Here is a 22329-nt window from a genome sequence, read left to right as displayed (position 1 = left end):
CTGGTAATGCCGGGCGGGCGGGACCGAAGGCGAATGGGGTTGCCCGAGCCGTTCGTATTCCGGCAGGAGGATGATTCCGGGGGGTGGTCGAATCCGGCTAAAGGGAAACTAGAGGATTGCGCCGCAGTCGCCGAAAAAAACTGATGAAGCCTCACTATAGCTGTGTGACCTGCTGGTTCGCTGAAATTCCGGGGATTGGTCGAGTGAGATTCAATCGGTTCGGAAGGGGGGCGGGTATACCTTCGACTGACCACTGGCCGACGGTAGCCGACCGTTTATGGTCTGCGGACTCTCAGGTGGTCGGCATTTCCTCAGGTCGTCATTCGCGCAGGCCCGGTCCCTGGTGACGTGCGGACAACTAGGAGTCAGGTGTGAACGCCAGCCCCCTACAGGGTGAGAACATTTCCGCCGCCACCCGAGGGGCGGCCCGGCCGTGGGTTCTGTCGGCCGCGGACGACCGCGCGCTGCGCGTTTGGGCGCGCCGGCTGCTGGACCACCTCCGCGCGCACCCCGAATCCGGCGCCGACGGCGTCGGCGCCGCGCTCGCCCACCAGGACCGGCGCCTGCCGCGGCGCGCGGTGATCGTCGGCTCCTCCCGCGCGGAAATCCTGGACGGACTGGCCGCAGTCGCCGACGACCGCCCGCACCCGGCGGTCGCGCGCGGAACGGCCGCCGCCCCGGCACCCGTCACCTTCGTCTTTCCGGGCCAGGGCTCCCAGTGGCCCGGCATGGCAACCGAACTCCTCGGCGAGTCGGCGGTGTTCGCCGATGCGATCGAGCGGTGCGCGCAGGTCTTCGCCGCCGAGTCCGGCTGGTCCCTGACCGAGGCCCTGGAGACCGCGGCCGCCCCCGGCACCGTGCCCCGCGTCGAGATCGTGCAGCCCGCCCTCTACGCGGTGAGCGCCGCCCTCACCGAGCTGTGGCGCTCCTTCGGGGTCGAGCCCGACGCCGTCGTGGGACACAGCATGGGCGACCTCGCCGCCGCCCATGCCGCGGGCGCTGTCACGATCGAGGACGGCGCCAGGGCGGTGGCGCGGTGGAGCAAGGAGCTGCGACCCCTCGTCGGCAAGGGGGACATGGCATCGGTGGAGCTGCCCGCCGACCTGGTCGCACCGCGGCTGGCCGACTGGGGCCCGGACCTGGTGCTGGCCGGGATCAACGGCCCGCGCTCGGTGCTGCTGGCCGGCGCGACCGACGCGATCGAGCGGTGCGTGGCCGAGCTGACCGCCGAGGGGGTCCGCGCCCGGACGATCGGCGTCTCGATGGCCGCGCACTCCCCGCACATGGACCGGGTCGTGGCCCGCGTGCGCGCGGCGCTGGACTGGTTCACACCGGGTGCGGGCGCGGTGCCCCTCTACTCCAGCCGCACCGGCGCCGTCCTCGACACACGCGAGCTGACGGCGGAGCACTGGTGCGCCAACTTCCGCGGCCGCGTCGAGTTCGAGCGCTCGGTGCGCGACTGCGCCGCCGAACGGGGCGGCGTGTTCCTCGAACTGAGCCCGCATCCCGTCCTCGCCGCCGCCGTACGCCAGACGCTCGACGCGGCGGGCTCCGGCCACCCGGTGCTCGCCACGCTGCGGCGCGGGCAGGGCGGGCTGCGGCGATTCCTGGCCGCGGCGGCCGACGCCTACACGAACGGGGTGGACATCGACTGGTCGGCCGCCTTCCCCGGCGCCGGACCGGCCACGGACGCCGGCCTGCCGGACCTCCCGGAGGCCGGAGCGGACCTCCTGGACGCCGGAGCGGACCCGGCGGAACCGGGCGTCCGGGCCGCCGCGCCCACCCGGCCGCAGCTGTGCCCGCCCGGCACACCGGAGCACGAGGTACGGCAGCGGCTGGCCGGCCTCGTGCACGCGGAGACCGCCGCCGTCACCGGAGCACAGGCCGCGGACGGCTCGCTCACCTTCGCCGAACTCGGGATCGACTCGGTCCTCGCGGTGCAGCTGCGCGACCGCCTCGCGGCGGCCCTCGGCCGGGACATCGCCATCGCCACGCTGTTCGACCACCCCACCCCGCAGGCCCTCACCGAAGCGCTGTACGACCTGATCGGCCCGCGCGCCGAGCACCGCGCCCCGGCCGGCCGGCCGGACCCGCGGCGGCGGGAGGAGGCGGCCGGTCACACCCCGGACGAACCCATCGCCGTCGTCGCCATGGCCGTACGGCTGCCCGGCGGGGTGCGCACCCCCGAGCAGTTCTGGGAGCTGCTCGCGGACGGGCAGGACGCCGTGGCGGGCCTGCCCACGGACCGCGGCTGGGACCTGGAGGCGCTCCTGCACCCGGACCCGGCGCGGCCCGGCACGGTCCGGCAGCGCTCCGGCGGCTTCCTGCACGACGCCGCCGACTTCGACGCGGACTTCTTCGGCATATCGCCGCGCGAGGCACTGGCCATGGACCCGCAGCAGCGGCTGCTGCTGGAGACCGGCTGGGAGGCGCTCGAACGGGCCGGTATCTCCCCCGAGTCGGTGCGCGGCACGCCCACCGGCGTGTTCACCGGCGTCATCGCGCAGGAGTACGGCCCACGCCTCGCCGACGGCGGCAAGGACGTCGGCGGCTATCTGGTGACCGGCACGACCACCAGCGTCGCCTCCGGACGGATCGCCTACACCCTGGGCCTGGAGGGGCCGGCCCTCACCGTGGACACGGCCTGCTCCTCCTCGCTCGTCGCCCTCCAGCTCGCCTGCCGCTCCCTGCGCACGGGCGAGACGGACCTGGCGCTGGCCGGCGGCGCGACCGTGATGCCGGCACCCGGCATGCTCGTCGACTTCAGCAGGCTCGGCGCGCTCGCCCCCGACGGCCGGTGCAAGGCCTTCTCCGCCGACGCCGACGGCTTCGGGATGGCGGAGGGCGCCGGAATGCTGCTGCTGGAGCGGCTGTCCGACGCCCGGCGCCTGGGCCACCCCGTGCTGGGCCTGATCCGCGCGGCGGCGGTCAACCAGGACGGCGCGAGCAACGGGCTGTCCGCGCCCAGCGGCCGGGCCCAGGCCCGCGTGATCCGGCAGGCGCTCGCCGAGGCCGGACTGTCCGCGGCCGACGTGGACGCGGTCGAGGCGCACGGCACCGGCACCCGGCTCGGCGACCCGATCGAGGCGCGGGCCCTGATCGAGGCGTACGGAGCGGACCGCCCCGCCGGCCGCCCGCTGTGGCTGGGCTCGGTCAAGTCCAACATCGGCCACACCCAGGCCGCCGCCGGTGTGGCGGGCGTCATCAAGATGCTGCTCGCGATGCGCCACGGCACGCTGCCGCGCACCCTGCACGCCGACCGCCCCTCCACGGAAGTGGACTGGTCCCGCGGCGAGGTGCGGCTGCTGAGCGAACCGGTCCCGTGGGCCGGCGCCGCCCGCCCGCGCCGCGCGGGCGTCTCGTCCTTCGGCATCAGCGGCACCAACGCGCACGTCGTCCTCGAAGAGGCACCACGCGACGTCCGGGCCGCCGGCTCCTCTGCCGGGCAGGGCGCCGCCCCGGACCGGCGGGCCCGGATCGTGGCGCCGTGGGTCGTGTCCGCGCACAGCGAGGCCGCGCTGCGGGACCAGGCCGGCCGGCTCGCCGCGCACCTGCGCGAACAGCCCGGCCACACCCCCGCGGACGTGGCGTTCTCGCTGGCCACCACCAGGGCGGCGGCGCGCCACCGGGCCGCGTTCGTGCCCGGCGGGTACGACGCGGCGCTGGACGCGCTCGACGAGCTGGCCGGAGGCGGCACCGAGGGCGTCGTCACGGGCACGGCCCGGCCGGGAGCCTCGCCCGTCTTCGTCTTCCCCGGCCAGGGCTGGCAGTGGGCCGGCATGGCGGTGGCGCTCTACGACAGCTCGCCGGTGTTCGCGCGCGCCCTGGACGAATGCGCCGCGGCCCTGCGGCCGCACCTGGACTTCTCCGTCCTCCCCTTCCTGCGCGCGGAGGCCGCCGCCGCGGCCGGCCGCCCCGACGCCGACCTGTCCAGCGACCGCGTCGACGTGGTGCAGCCCGTCCTCTTCGCGGTCATGGTGTCGCTGGCGGCGCTGTGGCGGGCCCACGGCGTGGAACCGGCCGCGGTGATCGGGCACTCCCAGGGCGAGATCGCCGCCGCCTGCGTCGCCGGTGCGCTCTCCCTCGACGACGCCGCCCGGCTGGTGGCCGTCCGCAGCCGCGTCATCGCCGGGATGCGGGGCGGCGGCGGCATGGCCGCGGTCGCCGCGACCGCCGCCGACCTGGCGGAGCGGATCGCCCGCTACGACGGCCGGCTGGAGACCGCCGCGCTGAACGGGCCGCGCTCGGTGGTGGTGGCCGGACCCGACGACGACCTGGACCACCTCCTCGCCGCCCTCGGCGCCGAGGGCGTACGGGCCAGGCGCCTGCCCGTCGACTACGCGTCGCACACCGCGCACATGGACGACGCCCGCACCGCCCTGCACGAGGAACTGGCGGACATCGAGCCGCTGCCCGGCGGCGCCGTGCCCTTCTACTCCACGGTGACCGGCGATTGGGCGGCCCCCGCGGCACTGGACGGCGCCTACTGGTTCCGCAACCTCCGCGAGACCGTACGCCTCGAACCGGCCGTAAGGGCGCTCACGGAACAGGGATACCGGACCTTCATCGAGGTCAGCGCCCACCCCGTGCTCACCACCGCCATCGAGGAGACCGGGCAGGACGCCGGGGCGGACCTGGCGGCGGTCGGCACCCTGCGCCGCGGCCAGGGGGGAGCGGAGGACTTCGCCCACGCCCTGGCGACGGCCTGGACCGCCGGCGTACCAGTGCGCTGGGAGTCGGTGTTCCTCGGCACGGCGGCCCGCGCGGTGCCGCTGCCCACCGCGCCGTTCCAGCGCGAACGCCACTGGCTGGAGCCCGCGCCGCAGGCCACGGCCCCGAGCGGGACGGCGCACGACGCGGCCGACGCGCTGCGCTACCGCATCGACTGGCAGCGCATATCCGCACCGGAACCCGCCGCCACCGGCCCGCGCCGCTGGCTCCTGGTCCGGTACGACGGGGCCGCGGAACCGGCCGCGCGGGCGGCGCGCGCCGCACTCGAAGTGGCCGGCGCGACCGTCACGGACCTCGTGGTCGCCGGGGCGCCGGCGCCGGACGCGCTCGCGCTGGAGCTGCTCCGCGCCGCCGAGGGCGCGGACCGGATCGGGGTGCTCTCGCTGCTGGCCGTGGACGAGCGGGGGGAGGGCGCCGCGACCCCCCTCGGCCTGCCCTCGCTCGGCGGCACCGTCGCCCTCGCCCGCGCCCTCGCCGGCTCCGGACTCGACGGCCTGCTGTGGTGCCTCACCGAAGACGTCCAGGTCACCTCGGCGGACGAGCGCCCCGGTGACCCCGCGCGGGAGGCCCTGTGGGGACTGGGGCGGGTCATCGCCCTCGAACACCCCGGCCTGTGGGGCGGTCTGATCGACGTGCCCGCCGGTTCCACCGCCGAGCTCACCCGGTCGCTCGCCGGGGTGCTGACCGGCGGCAGCGGTGAGGACCAGCTCGCCCTGCGGCCCGCCGGGGTGTTCGCGCGCCGCTGGAAGCGGGCCGCACCCCGGACCGCGCCCGGCGGCTGGGAGCCCACCGGTACGGCGCTGGTCACCGGCGGCACCGGCGGCATCGGCCGCAACGTCGCCCGGTGGCTCGCGCAGCACGGCGCCCCGCACATCGTCCTCGTCAGCCGCAGCGGCCCCGAGGCTCCGGGAGCCGGCGAACTGGCCGCCGAACTGCGCGCCCTCGGCTCCGCGGTGACCCTCGCGGCCTGCGACGTCACCGACCGCGAGGCGCTGCGCTCGCTCCTGGCGGCGCTGCCCGCGGACCAGCCCCTGACCTCGGTGTTCCACACCGCGGCCACCCTGGACGACGGCACCCTCGACACCCTGACCGGAGAGCGGATCGAACAGGCCGGCCGCGCCAAGACCCTGGGCGCCAGGAACCTGCACGAACTCACCGCGGACGCGCCCCTGACCGCGTTCGTCCTGTTCTCCTCCTTCGCCTCCGCGTTCGGCGCGCCGGGCCTGGGCTGCTACGCGCCGGGCAACGCCTACCTGGACGGCCTGGCCCGCCGGCGGCGCGCCGACGGGCTGCCCGCCACCTCGGTGGCCTGGGGGACCTGGGCCGGCAGCGGCATGGCGGAGGGCCCCGTGGCGGAGCGCTTCCGCCGGCACGGCGTCGTCGAGATGGCCGCGCCCGAGGCCCTCGACGCGCTGCGGACGGCACTGGACCGGGCGGAGGTCTGCCCGGTGATCATCGGGGTCGACTGGGAGCGCTTCCTGCTCGCGTACACCGCGCAGCGGCCCACCCGGCTGTTCGACGCGCTGCCCGAGGCCCGGCACGCACACGAGGCGCTGCGCCGGGAGCACGGCGCACCCGCGGGCCCGGCCGGCGGCCTCGCGGAGCTGCCCGCCGCCGAGCGCGGACGCGCGCTGCTGGACCTGGTCCGCCGGCACGCCGCCTCGGTACTGGGGCACCGGGACGCGGAACGGGTCCCCGCGGACCGGGCGTTCACGGAACTCGGGTTCGACTCGCTGGCCTCCGTGGAACTGCGCAACCGGCTCACGGCCGCGACCGGCCTGCGGCTGCCCACCACCCTGGTGTACGACCACCCGCACGCGCGGGCCGTCGCCCTGCGCCTGGAGGCCGAACTCTTCGGCGGGGCGCGGCCCGAGCCCGCGGCCGGGGTCGCCGGTTCCGGGTCCGGCGGGTCCGGCGGGGACGGCGGGGACGACCCGGTGGTGATCGTGGGCATGGCCTGCCGGCTGCCCGGTGGCATCGGTTCCCCGGAGGACCTGTGGGAGTTCGTCGCCGCCGGCCGCGACGCGGCCGGCGCGGCGCCGGACGACCGGGGCTGGGAGCGGCGCGCCGCGCCGGGCACCGGTACCGGCCGCCCGCAAGGCAACTTCCTCGACGACGCGGGAGGCTTCGACGCGGCGTTCTTCGGGATCAGCCCGCGTGAGGCGCTGGCGATGGACCCGCAGCAGCGCCAGGTGCTGGAGGCGACCTGGGAGGCGCTCGAACGGGCGGGCATCCGGCCGGAAACCCTGCGCGGCAGCGACACCGGCGTGTTCGTCGGCATGTCCCACCAGGGGTACGCGGCGGGCCCGGTGGAGGGCCGGGACGAGGTCGAGGGCTATCTCCTCACCGGCAGCACCGCCAGTGTCGCCTCCGGCCGGGTCGCGTACCTGCTCGGCTTGGAGGGGCCGGCGTTGACGGTGGACACGGCGTGTTCGTCGTCGTTGGTGGCGTTGCATCTGGCGGCGCGGTCGTTGCGGGACGGGGAGTGCTCGCTGGCGGTGGCCGGTGGGGTGTCGGTGATGGCGGGTCCGGAGGTGTTCACGGAGTTCTCGCGGCAGGGGGCGCTGGCGGCGGACGGGCGGTGCAAGGCGTACTCCGACGACGCCGACGGCTTCGGCATGGGCGAGGGTGTGGCCCTGCTGGTGCTGGAGCGGCTCTCGCAGGCGCGGCAGCGGGGGCACCGGGTGCTCGCCGTGGTCCGGGGCAGCGCGGTCAACCAGGACGGAGCCAGCAACGGGCTCGCGGCGCCGAGCGGCCCCGCGCAGCAGCGGGTGATCCGGCGCGCCTGGCAGGCCGCCGGGATCTCGGGCGCGGACGTCGACGTCGTGGAGGGTCATGGGACGGGGACGGCGCTGGGTGATCCGATCGAGGCGCAGGCGCTGCTGGCGACGTATGGGCAGGGGCGTGATCCGGGTCGGCCGTTGTGGCTGGGGTCGGTGAAGTCGAACATCGGGCATGCGCAGGCGGCGGCGGGTGCGGTGGGTGTGATCAAGATGGTGCTGGCGCTGGGGCGGGGTGTGTTGCCGGGGTCGTTGCATGCGGGGGTGCCGTCGTCGCATGTGGACTGGTCTTCGGGTGGGGTGCGGGTGCTCGGGGAGGCGCGTGCGTGGCCGTCCGGTGGGCGGGTGCGGCGTGCGGGGGTGTCGGCGTTCGGGGTGAGCGGGACGAACGCGCATGTGATCGTGGAGGAGGCGCCGTCGTTGCCGGTGGAGGCCGGTGCTGCGGGCGGGCCGGTGGGGGTGCTGGAGGCGGCGGGTGTGGTGCCGCTGGTGGTGTCGGCGCGTACGGAGACCGCGCTGGCCGCCCAGTCCCGCCGCCTGGCCGAACACCTGACGCAGCATCAGGACACGGTGCTGCGGGACGCGGCCGGGACCCTCACCGGGGCACGGCAGCACTTCGACCGGCGGGCCGTGGCCCTCGCGCGCGGCGTGGCGGACGCCACGGGCACCCTGCGCGCCCTCGCGGAGGGGTTGCCGGCTCCCGGTCTGGTCACGGGTGTGGGTGGTGGGGGTCGTCGTGTGGTGTGGGTGTTTCCCGGTCAGGGGTCGCAGTGGGTGGGGATGGGCCGCGGGCTGCTCGATGTGCCGGTTTTCGCACAGGCGTTGGCGGAGTGTGATGCGGCGCTGGCGGAGGTGGCGGGTTTCTCGGTGGTGGATGTGGTGCGGGGTGTGGAGGGGGCTCCGGGGCTGGACCGGGTGGAGGTGGTGCAGCCGGTGCTGTTCGCGGTGATGGTGTCGCTGGCGCGGTTGTGGCGGGCGTGCGGCGTGGAGCCGGATGCGGTGGTGGGGCATTCGCAGGGCGAGATCGCGGCGGCGTGTGTGGCGGGGGCGCTGTCCTTGCCGGACGCGGCGCGGGTGGTGGCACTGCGGGCCCAGGCCCTGGCCGAACTCGCCGGCCCCGGCGCCATGATGTCGCTGCGCACCGGCCGCGCAAGCGCCGAGGAACTGCTCGGCGGCGCGCCCGGCGCACCGGAGCTGGCCACGGTCAACGGCCCTGGCGCCGTCGTGGTGGCCGGTGACCCCGAGGCGGTGCGCGGCTTCCGGGACACCTGTGCCGCGGCGGGCGTCGACGCGCGGATACTCCCCGTCGACTACGCCTCGCACACCTCCCATATGGAGCCCCTGCGGGACGCGGTCACCGCACCGCTGTCCGGCATCGTCCCGCGCACACCCGCCGTTCCCCTCTACTCCACCCTGCGGGGCGCCTTCGTCGAAGGACCCGAGCTCGACGCCGGCTACTGGTTCGACAACCTGCGCCACACCGTGGAGTTCGAGGCCGCGGTCGAGGCGCTCGCGGCGGCGGGCCACGACGTGTTCGTCGAGGTGAGCCCCCACCCGGTGCTGAACGGCAGCATGCAGGACACGCTCGGGGACACCAGCGCCGTACTGGGCTCCGTCCAGCGCGACGACGACACGCCCGAACGCTTCCTGTCCGCCCTGGCCGAGGCGCACGTCAACGGCGTCACGGTGGACTGGCGGACCGTGCTCGGCGACGCCGAACCGGCCGACCTGCCGACGTACCCCTTCGAACACCAGCGGTACTGGCTGATGCCCGACGCGACCGGGCCGTCGCGGCCGGACGCCGGCTGGCGCTACCGCATCGGCTGGCAGGAGACCGCCGTCACGGACGCCTCCGCCGGCCCGGCCGGCCGCTGGCTGCTCCTGCTGCCCGCCCCGTCCGGCACCGGCCCCGGCCGGCCGGTCTGGTACGAGGCAGCCGCCACCGCCCTCGCCGAACACGGGGCCCGGCCGCACCCGGTCACCGTCCCGCTCGACGACCCGCAGGCCCTGACCACCGCCGTCCGCGACGCCCTCGCCACCGAGGCGGCGTCCGGCGCCTACGCGGGCGTGCTCTCCCTGCTGGCCCTCGACGACGCGGACACCGGCGCCGAGGCCACGCTCGGCCTGCTGCGCGAACTGGCCGCGGCGGACGCCGACACGCCCGTCTGGCTGGCGACGTGCGGCGCCGTCGGCACCGGCGCGGACGACCCGGTGACCTGCCCGGCCGGGGCGCAGGTCTGGGGCCTCGGCCAGGCGGCCGCCCTCGAACGCGGCGCCCGGCACACCGGCCTCGTGGACCTGCCACCGGAGGCGACAGAGACCCAACGCGCCCTGTTCGCCCGTGCGTTGACCGGCACGGAGGACCAACTCGCCATCCGGGCACAGGCCGTGCTCGCGCGGCGGCTGCTGCCCGCCGCACCCGGCGCGGACCGCATGCCGGCCCCCGCGGACGGCCTGGTGCCGCAGGGCACGATCCTCGTCACGGGCGGCACCGGCGGCCTTGGCGCGCTCACCGCGCGCCGGCTGGCGGCCAGGGGCGCCCAGCACCTGGCCCTGGTCAGCCGCCGGGGCGCGGCGGCACCGGGCGTCCCCGAACTGGTTGCCGAACTCACCGGACTCGGCGCTCGCGTCACCGTGCACGCCTGCGACGTCAGCGTCCCCGAGCAGGTGGCCGCGCTGACCGGCGGACTGCGCGCGGACGGCGCGACGATCACCGGCGTGGTGCACGCCGCCGGAGTGAACCAGCAGAGCGCCGTACGGGAGATGACCCGCGAGGAGTTCCGTACGGTCCTCGCCGCCAAGGTGGACGGCGCGCGCAACCTCGCGCACGCCTGCCCCGGCCTGAGCCTGTTCCTGCTGTTCTCCTCCGGCGCCGCCGTGTGGGGCAGCGCCGGACAGGGCGCGTACGCGGCGGGCAACGCCTTCCTCGACGCCTTCGCCCAGCACCGCCGCGCCCGCGGCCTCGCCGCGACGTCCGTGGCCTGGGGACTGTGGGCGGAGGGCGGCATGGCGGACGACGCGCAGGCCGTCGCCCGGCTCCGGGACCAGGGCGTGCGCCCCATGCCGGGGGAGCGGGCGCTCGACGCGCTGGAGACGGTGCTGGCCGGGGCCGAGACCGCCGTGGTCGTCGCCGACGTCGACTGGCCGCGGTTCACCGAGACCTACACCGCCCTGCGCGCGCGCCCCCTGCTCGACACGGTCCCCTCGGCCCGGCCCGCCGCCCCCGCGCGGCCGGAACCGGCGGCGGGAGCGACCCTGCGCGACCGGCTCGCCGGCCGGCCCCCGAGCGAACAGCACCAGGAACTGACCCGGCTGGTGCGCTCCCACGCCGCCGCGGTCCTCGGCCACCAGGACACCCGCGCGGTGGCGGTCGACACCGCCTTCCGCACCCTCGGCTTCGACTCGCTCGCCGCCGTACGCCTGCGCAAGAGCCTGGCCGAGGCCACCGGGCTCGCCCTGCCCACGACCCTCGTCTTCGACCACCCCAACCCCGCCGCCCTGGCCGACCACCTGCGCTCCCAGCTGTGCGCGGACCCGCACGACGAGGACCTCGCCACGGCCGTCCGCGACGGACTGGACCGCCTCGAAGCCGGACTCGCCGACGTGCCCGCCGAGCGGCGCGCCGAACTGGCCCAGCACCTCGACCGCGTACTGACCGCCCTGCGGGCCGGTACGCCCGGCACCCGGCACGACGGCGACCTCCGCCCCCCGCACACCCCGGAGCCGGATCTCGCCGAGGCCGGATTCGACGAACTGCTGGAGGCCCTCGGCCACGAACTGGGCGACAACGAACAGCCGACAGCGAACAGGTAAAGGACACAGACGGTGACGGACAACGACAAGGTCGCTTCATACCTGCGCCGGGCCACCCTGGACCTGCGAGCGGCCCGGCGGCGCATCCACGAGCTGGAGGCCGACCCGGTCGCGATCGTCGGCACGGCCTGCCGGCTGCCCGGCGGGATCGAGACCCCCGAGGCCTTCTGGGAGGTGCTGGCGGCGGGCGAGGAACGGCTGTCCGCCTTCCCCGAGGACCGCGGCTGGGACCTGACCGGCCTCTACCACCCGGACCCCGACCACCCCGGCACCACCTACGTGCGCACCGGCGCGTTCCTGGAGCGCGCGGGCGAATTTGACGCCGCCTTCTTCGGCGTCTCCCCGCGCGAGGCCGCCGCGATGGACCCCCAGCAGCGCCTTCTGCTGGAGACGAGCTGGGAGCTGATCGAGAACGCCGGACTGGACCCGCACAGCCTGCGCGGCACCGACACCGGGGTGTTCCTCGGCGTCGCCCGGCACGGCTACGGCGACACCGGCGGCTCCGCCGAGGACGCCGAGGGCTACACGGTCACCGGCGCGGCGCCCTCCGTCGCCTCCGGCCGGATCGCCTACACCCTCGGTCTCGAAGGCCCCGCCATCACCCTGGACACGGCCTGCTCCTCCTCCCTCGTGGCCCTGCACCTGGCGGTGGCGTCGCTGCGCCGCGGCGAGTGCGGCCTCGCGATCGTGGGCGGCGCCGCGGTGATGGCCGGCCCCGAGGTGTTCGTCGACTTCGCCCGGCAGCGCGCCCTCGCCGCCGACGGCCGATCCAAGGCGTTCGGCGCGGGCGCCGATGGCTTCGGCTTCGGCGAGGGCGTCGCGGTGCTCCTCCTGGAGCGCCTGTCGGACGCCCGGCGCCGCGGGCACACCGTGCTCGCCGTCGTCCGCGGCACCGGCATCAACCAGGACGGCGCCAGCAACGGCCTGGCCGCACCCAGCAGAGCCGCCCAGCGCAAGGTCATCGAACAGGCCCTGGCCAACGCGGGCGTGGCCCCCGGCGATGTCGACGCGGTCGAGGCGCACGGCACCGGCACCACCCTCGGCGACCCCATCGAGGCCCACGCCCTGCTCGACACCTACGGCCGGGGCCGCGGCCCGCAGCGGCCGCTGTGGCTCGGCTCGGCGAAGTCGAACATCGGCCACACCCAGGGCGCCGCCGGCGCGGTCGGCGTGCTCAAGATGGTGCTCGCCCTCCGGCACGAGCGGCTGCCCAGGACCCTCCACGCCGAGGAGGCCTCGCCGCACGTCGACTGGTCCTCGGGCGCGGTCGCGCTGCTCGCCGAGGAGCAGCACTGGCCGCGCGGCGAACGGCCCCGGTACGCCGCCGTGTCGGCGTTCGGCATCAGCGGCACCAACGCCCACGTCGTCCTCCAGGAAGCCCCCGCACCCGAGGAGACCGGCGAACGCGCGGCCCCGCGGCCGGCCACGCCGCAGCACCCGGTGCCGCTGGTCGTCTCGGCCCGCAGCGAGGAGGCCCTGCGCGCCCAGGCACGGCGGCTGTCCGACGTGCTCGCGGACACCGACGCCGAACTGCCCGGCATCGGCCTGACGCTGGCCACCGCACGGGCCCGGCACGAGCACCGCGCGGTGGTCGTGGCCGGCTCCCGCGACCTCGCGCTGCACGGGATGCGCGAGGTGGCCGCCGGTGCGGCACGCCTCACGGGCACCGTCGAATCGGGCGGGCGCTCCGCCGTGTTCCTCTTCCCCGGCCAGGGCTCCCAGTGGGCGGGCATGGGCGCCGACCTGCTGGCCTGGTCCCCGGTGTTCGCCGAGACGATCCGGGCCTGCGACGAGGCGATGGCCCCCTGGCAGGACTGGTCGGTGGCCGCGGTGCTGCGGCAGCAGCCCGGCGCCCCCGGACTCGACCGCGTCGACGTGGTGCAGCCCGCGCTGTTCGCCGTGATGGTGTCCCTGGCCGCGCTGTGGCGCTCCTACGGCGTGGAACCGGCGGCCGTGGCGGGACACTCGCAGGGCGAGATCGCCGCGGCGTACGTCGCCGGGGCGCTGACACTGGAGGACGCCGCCCGGCTCGTGGTGCTGCGCAGCCGCCTGCTGCGATCACTGGCCGGAAAGGGCGCCATGGCGGCCGTGGCGCTGGACGAGGCCGCGGTCCGCGAGCTGCTCGTGCCGTACGCGGGCGCCGTCGAGGTGGCCGCGGTCAACGGGCCCGCCTCCGTCGTCGTCTCCGGCGAACCCGCCGCGGTGGACTCCTTGGTGGCGGACTGCGCCGGCCGCGGAGCGCGCGCCCGGACCATCGACGTGGACTACGCCTCGCACTCCGCGCAGATGGAAGAGGTCCGCGAGGAACTGGCCGCGGCCCTGCGGGACCTGCGCCCCGGCCGCGCGCGGGTCCCGTTCTACTCGACGGTGACCGGCCGCCCGATGGACGGCGGGGAACTGGACGCCGGCTACTGGTACCGCAACCTGCGCGAGCCGGTGCGCCTGCACGACGTCGTACGCCTCCTCGCGGACGCGCACCACGACACCTTCATCGAGGTCAGCCCGCACCCGGTGCTGGCGGCGACGGTCGAGGAGACGCTGGAGGCGGCGGGCCGGGAGCCCGGCGCGGCCCTGGCCCTGGGCACCCTGCGGCGCGGCGCGCCCGGCCCGGAGTCCTTCCTCACCTTCGCGGCGAGCGCCCACGTCGAGGGCGTGGACGTGCGCTGGCAGCCCGCCTTCGGCGACGACGCGCGGCCCGTCGCGCTGCCCACGTACCCGTTCCAGCGCAAGCACTACTGGACGGCCCCCGCCGGGCCCGCCCGCGCCACCGGCGGGGTGACCTACCGCGTGTCGTGGACGCCGCTGCCCGCCCCGGAGCCGGCCGACGCGCGCGGGCCCTGGCTGATCGTCGGCCCGGCCGCGTCCCCGGCCTGGGCCGGCCTGCTGCCGGCCGCGGTCCGCGAGGCCGGCGGCACGCCGCTGGAGTGCGCCCTGGACCCCGGCCTGGACCGCGCCGGGGCCGCCGCCGCGCTCACCGCGGCCCTCGCGGGCACCACCGGTGTGCGGGGCGTGCTCTCGCTGCTCGCGGCCGACGAATCGGACCACCCCGGCCGGCCGGGCGTGCCCGCCGGCGCGGTCGCCACCCTCACGCTCGCGCAGGCCCTCGCCGACGCCGGGGTGGACGCGCCGCTGTGGTGCCTCACCCGCGGCGCCGTGCAGACGGACGAGGACGACGGCATCGGGTCGTACGCGCAGAACGCCGTGCACGGCCTGGGCCGGGTCGCCGGTCTGGAACTCGGGCGGCGCTGGGGCGGCGTGCTGGACCTGCCGCACCCGGACGGGGCCGACGCGGCCCTGCTCGGCCGGGTGCCGGGCCTCCTGGCCGGCGCGCACGCCGCCGAGGACCACCTCGCCCTGCGGCCCGGCGGCCTGTACGGGCGGCGGCTGGTGCCGGTGCGGACCCCAGCCACGACGGACGGCACCGGCCCGCGCCTGCACGGGACCGTACTGCTGACCGGGGCGGACAGCCCGATCGGCGCCCGGCTCGCCCGGTGGGCGGCCGACAGCGGCGCCGACCATCTCCTGCTCGTCGGCGAGGCGGACGAGGAACTGCTGAACGCGCTGCGGGAGCGCGGCACGACGGCCACCCGCTGCGCGGCGGACGAGGACGCCCTGCGGGCCGCCGTCGAAGCCGCCCCGCACGACATCAGCACCGTCGTACACGCCGCGACCCGCACGGAGTTCGGGCCGGTCCTCGCCACCGACCCGGAGGACTTCGCCGCCACCCTCCAGGCCAAGACCGGACTCGCCCTGACCCTCGCCGCGGTCCTCGACGGCCGGCCGGTGGAGCGGGAGATCCACTGCTCGTCGGTGGCCGGCGTCTGGGGCGGTGCCGGCATGGCCGGATACGCGGCCGGCAGTGCCTGCCTCGACGCGTTCGCCGCCCACCGGCGGGCCCAGGGCCACCCGAGCACCGCCGTGGCCTTCAGCCCCTGGGCCCTGCCCGGCACCGTGCCGTCCGCCCCGCAGGCGGCGCAGCGCGGGCTGCGCGGCCTGAGCGCCGACCGCGCCCTCGCGGCCCTCACGTCCGCACTGGACTCGGGCGAGAGCGCCGTCGCGGTGTCCGACGTGGACTGGCCCGCCTTCGCCGCGGGCTTCGGCGCGGTGCGGCCCACCGCGCTGTTCGCGGAGATCTCCGAAGCGCGCGAGACGGCGGAGCCCCCGGCGGCGCCCGCCGCACCGGACGGCTCACCGGCCGCCGACCTGGCCGCCCGGCTCACCGCCCGCACGCCCGCGCAGCGCGAGGAGCTGCTGATCGGCGTGGTCGCCGAGGCCACCGCGGCGGTCCTCGGACACGACAGCGCCGAGGACGTCAGCGCACGGCGGGCGTTCACCGAACTGGGCCTGGACTCGCTGGGCTCGGTGCAGCTGCGCAAGCGGCTCTCCGCGGCCACCGGTCTGCGCCTGCCCGCCTCCCTGGTGTTCGACCACCCGACCGTCACCCGGCTCGCCCGCCATCTGCTGTCCCTGCTGGCCGCCGACTCCGGCCCGGAGCTCGCCGCCGCGGTGGGGAGCGCGCCGCCGAGCGCCGAGGACGAGCCGATCGCCATCGTCGGCATGAGCTGCCGCTTTCCGGGCGGCATCGGCTCGCCCGAGGAGCTGTGGCGGGCCGTCGTCGACGGACAGGACCTCACCGGCGAGCTGCCCCGCGACCGGGGCTGGGAACTGGGGGCCCTGTACCACCCCGACCCCGACCACCCCGGCACCAGCTACTCCGACCGGGGCGGGTTCCTCGCCGACGCGGCGGGCTTCGACGCGGAGTTCTTCGGCATCACCCCCCGCGAGGCGCTCGCGATGGATCCGCAGCAGCGGCTGATGCTCGAAGTCGCCTGGGAGGCCGTCGAGCGGGGCGGTATCGACCCGGACGCGCTGCGCGGCAGCCGCGTCGGCGTGTTCGTCGGGTCCAACGGCCAGTCGTACATGCCGCTCCTGCGCGGCGAGGCCGACCGGGTCGAGGGCTACCAGGGGCTCGGCAACTCGGCGAGCGTGCTCTCGGGGCGCCTCGCCTACACCTTCGGCTGGACGGGGCCGGCCCTCACCGTGGACACGGCGTGCTCGTCCTCCCTGGTGGGCATCCACCTGGCGATACGGGCCCTGCGCGACGGCGAGTGCGCCATGGCGCTGGCCGGCGGGGTCACCGTGATCTGCGACCCCTACACGTTCGTGGACTTCAGCAGACAGCGCGGTCTGGCCGCCGACGGGCGGTGCAAGCCGTTCTCGGCGCAGGCCGACGGCTTCGGTCTCGCCGAGGGGGCCGGCGCCCTGCTCCTCGAACCGCTCTCCCGAGCCATCGAGTCGGGCCACCCGGTGCTCGCCGTGCTGCGGGGCAGTGCGGTCAACCAGGACGGCGCGAGCAACGGACTGGCCGCGCCGAACGGTCCCGCCCAGGAGGAGGTGATCCGGCAGGCGCTCGCCGACGCCCGGCTGTCGGCGGCCGACATCGACCTGGTGGAGGCGCACGGCACCGGCACCCGGCTCGGCGATCCGATCGAGGCCGGCGCGCTCCAGGCCACCTACGGCGCACCGCGCGCACGTCCTCTGGCGCTGGGCTCGGTGAAGTCAAACATCGGCCACACCCAGGCCGCGGCCGGTGTCGCCGGTGTGATCAAGGCGGTGCTGGCGATGCGGCACGGCGTCATCCCGCGCAGCCTGCACGCCGAGGAACTCTCCCCCGAGATCGACTGGTCGCCGGGGACGATCCGGGTCCAGCGGGAGAACGAGGACTGGCCGGCGGGCCCGCGGGTGCGCCGGGCCGGCGTGTCCTCGTTCGGGGTCAGCGGCACCAACGCCCACGTCGTCCTGGAAGAGGCCCCCGCGGTCCCGGAATCGGCACCGGCCGGCGCGGAAGCGGCCCCAGTGCTGCCGGAAGCGGTGGCCGCGAACGTGGCCGCACCGGCCGGGCGGCCTGGCGGACGCGGTCTCGCGGCGGACACCGCGGCACTCGTGCTCTCGGCCCGTACACCGAGCGCGGTGCGCGCGCAGGCCGGCGCCCTCGCGGCGCTGCTGCGCACCTCGCCGGCGACCCCCCTGGCCGACACCGCGCGGACGCTCGCGACCGGCCGGACCCGGTTGGACATCCGGGCCGCGGTACTGGGCGACGACCGGGACTCGGTGTGCGCGGCGCTCGACGCGCTGGCCGCCGGCGAGGCGGCCGCCGACGTCGTGCCGCCGCGCACGGCGGCCCCCCGCAAGGCCGTCCTGGTCTTCCCCGGCCAGGGCTCGCAGTGGGCCGGCATGGCCGCCGACCTCCTCAGCCAGTCGGAAATCTTCGCCGCCGCCATGGCCGACTGCGCGGCGGCGCTCGCCCCGTACACCGACTGGGACCTGCTCGCCACGCTGCGCGGCGACGGCCCCGAGGACGCCTTCGAACGGCCCGACGTCGTCCAGCCGCTGCTGTTCGCGGTCATGGTGTCGCTGGCGGCGCTGTGGCGCGCCCACGGCGTCGAGCCGGCCGCCGTGGTGGGCCACTCGCAGGGCGAGATCGCCGCCGCCTGCGTCGCCGGGGCCCTCACCCTCGACACCGCCGCGAAGGTCGTCGCGCTGCGCAGCAAGGTGCTCGGCGAGCTGAACGGGCAGGGCGGCATGGCCTCCGTCACCGCCGCGCCCGGCGAACTCCGCGAAGCCCTGGCCCCGTGGGACGGCCGGCTGAGCGTCGCCGCCGTGAACGGGCCGCGCTCCCTCGTCGTCGCCGGCGAGGCCGCCGCCCTCGACGAGTTCCTCGGCTCCCCGCGGGCCGAGGAGATGTCCCCGCGGCGGATCGCGGTGGGCTACGGCTCCCACTCCCCGCAGGTGGCACAGGTCGAGCAGCGGCTCGCCGATGTCCTGGGCACGGTCCCGGCCCGGTCCGCCGCCGTGCCCTTCTGCTCGACCGTCACCGGCGCCCCGCTCGACACCGCCGGACTCGACGCCGCGTACTGGTACCGCAACCTGCGCGGCACGGTCCGCCTCGACCAGGCCGTACGCACCCTCATGGAGCAGGGCTTCGACACCTTCGTCGAGGTCAGCCCGCACCCGGTGCTGCTCCCCGGCATCGAGCAGACCGCCGAGGACCTCGGCCGGGACGTCGTCACCCTCGCCTCCCTGCGCCGGGACCGCCCCGGCGCGCGCACCTTCCTGCGCAACCTGCTGGAGGCACACGCCGACGGCCTGCCCGTCGACCTGCTGCCCGCCCTGGAACCCGGCGGGACGGCGGAACTGCCGACCTATCCGTTCGAGCACACCTCCTACTGGCCACGCCCCTGCCGCACCCGCGCCGACGCGGCACCCTCGGGCATGGACAGCGTCGCCCACCCCGTCCTGTCCGCAGCGCTGGAGACACCCGACGGCGGACACGTCCTGACCGGGCGGATCACCCTCGGGGACCAGCCGTGGCTGGCCGACCACGCCGTCGGCGGCGAGACCCTGCTGCCCGGCAGCGCACTGGTCGACCTCGCCCTGACGGCCGGCCGCCACGCGGGCACGCCGGCCGTGGCGGAACTGGTGCTCTGCGCCCCCCTGTTGCCCGGTGCGGCCACCGCCGTCCGCGTGACGGTCGGCGCCCCCGCGGCGGACGGCACCCGCACGGTGGACATCCACGCCCGCGACACGGACGCGCCGGGCACGCCCTGGACCCGGCACGCCACCGGCGTCCTCGGCGAGGCCGCGCCGCCGCCGGCCACCCCCGCGGTCTGGCCGCCGGCGGATGCCCGGCCGATCAACCTGGACGCGGCCTACGCACGCCTGGCCGACCGCGGTTACGGCTACGGGCCCGCCTTCCGGGCACTGCGCGCGGCCTGGCAGCGCGGCGCGGAGGTGTTCGCCGAGGCCGAACTCCCGGCGGCGGCGGGCCCCGACGACGCCGAGAGCGCGGGCTACCTGCTGCACCCCGTGCTCCTCGACGCCGCCGCCCAGACCCTCGGCCTCGGCCCCCTCGCCGACCGGGACGGCGCGTTCCTGCCCTTCTCCTGGACCGGGACCACGCTGTACGCGTCCGGGGCCACGACGATCCGGGTGAGCGCGGCCCCCGCCGGCGCCGACGCGATGAGCCTGTCGGTGACCGATCCCGCGGGAGCGCCGGTCGCCGTCGTGAGCGCCGTGACCGTGCGTCCGGCCGGCGGGGAGCCTGGCCCGCGCGCCGGGGAGGAGACCGGCGCCGACGACCTCTACCACCTGACCTGGCGGCCCCTGCCCGAGACCACCGGCCGGGCCGTCGGCTGCGCGACGATCGGCGGCCCCTGCGGACTCGGCAAGGACCACCCGGACCTGGCGGCACTGGCCGCGGCGGTCGCGGCCGGCGAGCCGGAACCCGAGGCCGTCGTCGTGCCGTGCCGTCCATGGCAGGCGGCGGACCCGGCCGGCTCCGTGCGCGAGAGTGTGCTGCACGCCGCCGGGCTCGTGCGCCAGTGGCTCGATGCGCCCGAACGCACCGGCCGCCTGGTGTTCCTCACCCGCAACGCCGTGAGCACCGGCCCCGCCGACACCGCGGCGGACCCCGCACAGGCCGCGGTCTGGGGCCTGGTCCGCTCCGCCCAGGCGGAGTCACCGGGGAACTTCGCGCTCGTCGACATCGCCGACGGCGCCGATCCCGCGGTCCTCGCCGCCCTCCCGGCCGTGCTCGACCACCCGCAGCTGGCCGTGCGCGGCGACCTCGCGCTTGTGCCCCGGCTGGCCTCGACGCGCACCGCCCCGGCCCTGCTGCCGCCCCGCACGCCCGCCCGCCTGGAGCCCGCCGGTACCTCCCTGGACGCCCTCGCGTTCGCGGCGGCACCGGACGCCGGCCGGCAGCCGGGACCGGGTGAGGTGCGGGTCGAACTGCGGGCCTGCGGAGTGAACTTCCGCGATGTCCTGATCGCCCTCGGCATGTACCCCGGTGCCGCCGTCATGGGCACCGAGGGCGCCGGGGTCGTCACCGCCGTCGGCCCGGACGTGACGGGCGTCGCGGTGGGCGACCGGGTCATGGGCCTGTTCGAAGGCGCCTTCGGGCCGGTCGCGGTCACCGACCACCGGCTGGTCACCCCGGTCCCGCCGGGATGGAGCACCACCGAGGCCGCCGCCCTGCCCATCGCCTTCACCACCGCCCACTACGCGCTGCACGACCTCGCCGGAGTGCGGCCCGGACAGGCCGTCCTGGTGCACGCCGCCGCCACCGGCGTCGGCATGGCCGCGGTCCGCCTGGCCCGGCTGGCCGGGGCGGAGGTCTTCGCCACCGCCAGCCCCGCCAAGCAGGGCGTGCTGCGCTCGCTCGGACTCGACGACGACCACATCGCCTCGTCCAGGGAGCCGGGATTCGGCCGGCGCTTCAGGGCCGTGCGCGGCGGACGCGGCATGGACGTCGTGGTCAACTCGCTGACCGGCGCACTGCTCGACGAGTCGGCCGAACTCCTCGCCGAAGGCGGTGCGTTCGTCGAGATGGGCAAGACCGACCTGCGCGACGCCGACCGGTTCCGCGGGCGCTACCTGCCCTTCGACCTCGCCGAGGCGGGAGCGGACCGGCTCGGCGCGATCCTCGCCGAGGTCGCCTCCCTGGCGGCCGGCGGCGAACTCGGCCGCCAGACGGTCACGGCCTGGCCGCTGCAACGGGCGTCGGCCGCCCTCCAGCACATGAGCACGGGACGGCACACCGGAAAGCTGGTGCTCGTCCAGCCGGCCCCGCTCGACCCCGAGGGCACCGTGCTCGTCACCGGCGGCACCGGCACCCTGGCCAGGCTGCTGGCCCGCCATCTCGTGACCGAGCACGGCGTACGCCATCTGCTGCTGCTCGGCCGCCGCGGGCCCGACGCGCCGGGAGCGGCCCGGTTCGAAGCCGAACTGGGCGAACTGGGCGCGACCGTGACCACGCGCGCCTGCGACGTCTCCGACCGCGCCGCGCTCGCCGCCGCGCTCGACGGCATCCCGGCCGGGCACCCGCTGACCGGCGTCGTGCACACCGCGGGCGTGCTCGCCGACGGCCTGGCCGCGTCCCTCGGCGAGGACGAACTGGGCACGGTCCTCGCGCCCAAGGCGGACGCCGCATGGCATCTGCACGAACTCACCGCGGACCGCGAACCGAACTTCTTCGTCCTGTTCGGTTCGGGCGCCTCCGTGCTGGCCGGACCGGGCCAGGGCGCGTACGCGGCGGCCAACGCCGCACTGGACGCGCTGGCCCGGTACCGGCAGGCCCGCGGGCTGCCCGCGACGTCCCTCGGCTGGGGGCTGTGGGAGGAGGCCAGCGGCCTGACGGGCGCTCTGGACGAGCGGGACACCCGGCGGATGGCCCGCGCGGGCATGCGGCCCCTGCCGACCGCGCGGGCGCTGGCCCTGTTCGACCTCGCGATCCGGCGCGGCGATGCGGTGGCGTACCCGCTGCACCTGGACACCGCGCGGGCGCAGGGCGCCCAGGACGCGCCCGAGGTGCTGCGCGGGCTGCTGCACACGCCGCTGCGCCGGGCCGCGCGGGACCAGTCCGGCGGTGACGGACTCGCCGCCCGCCTGGCGCCGCTGCCGCGCCCCGACCGGCTCGCCGCGCTGACCCATGCCGTACAGGCGCAGGCCGCCGCCGTCGCCGGGTACGACACGGCCGACGCGGTGGCAGCCCGACGGCAGTTCAAGGACCTCGGCTTCGACTCCCTGGCCTCCGTCGAACTGCGCAACCGGCTGGGGTCCGCGCTCGGCCTGCGGCTGCCGAGCACTTTGGTCTTCGACCACCCGACACCCGAGGCGGTGGCCGTCTTCGTGGACGGTCGGCTGTTCGCCGGCGCGGACGCGGCCGGCGCCCCGGCGCCGGAGCCGGGGCGCTCCGTCGCCGAGCACCTGGCGGCGCTGGAGGCGGTGCTGGAGGGCTGGCAGGAGGCCGGCGAGGACACGGCCGGTGAACGCCGGGCCATCGGGGCGCGGTTGACGGCCCTGTCCGACCGATGGAGCGCCGTGGCCGCCGGGGACTCCCGCACGGCCGTCGACACCGTCGACGACGAGGAACTGTTCGCACTGCTCGACCAGCGGTTCGGTGAGGGGAACGAGGAACGATGAGCGGGAGCCAGGAGACCAGCGG

Annotated in this window: 2 protein-coding genes; both read left to right on the top strand. The window is 76.7% G+C overall.

Translation table 11 applies throughout. The features are described from left to right. Positions 1-371 precede the first annotated feature (371 nt). On the top strand, positions 372-11324 hold the full coding sequence (locus tag HEP81_RS39430; protein WP_190276119.1) for a type I polyketide synthase: 10953 nt from the start codon (positions 372-374) through the stop codon (positions 11322-11324). Between the two features lie 12 nt (positions 11325-11336). Beyond that, a complete protein-coding gene (locus HEP81_RS39425) occupies positions 11337-22307 on the top strand; it encodes a type I polyketide synthase (RefSeq protein ID WP_051850753.1) in 10971 nt (3656 codons plus the stop codon). The last annotated feature ends 22 nt before the right edge of the window (positions 22308-22329 follow it).

It is taken from the genome of Streptomyces griseofuscus, assembly GCF_014673495.1.
GTDB lineage: Bacteria > Actinomycetota > Actinomycetes > Streptomycetales > Streptomycetaceae > Streptomyces > Streptomyces murinus.
Note: the sequence above shows the minus strand (reverse complement) of the source record. Positions and strands in the feature narration are given on the sequence as shown.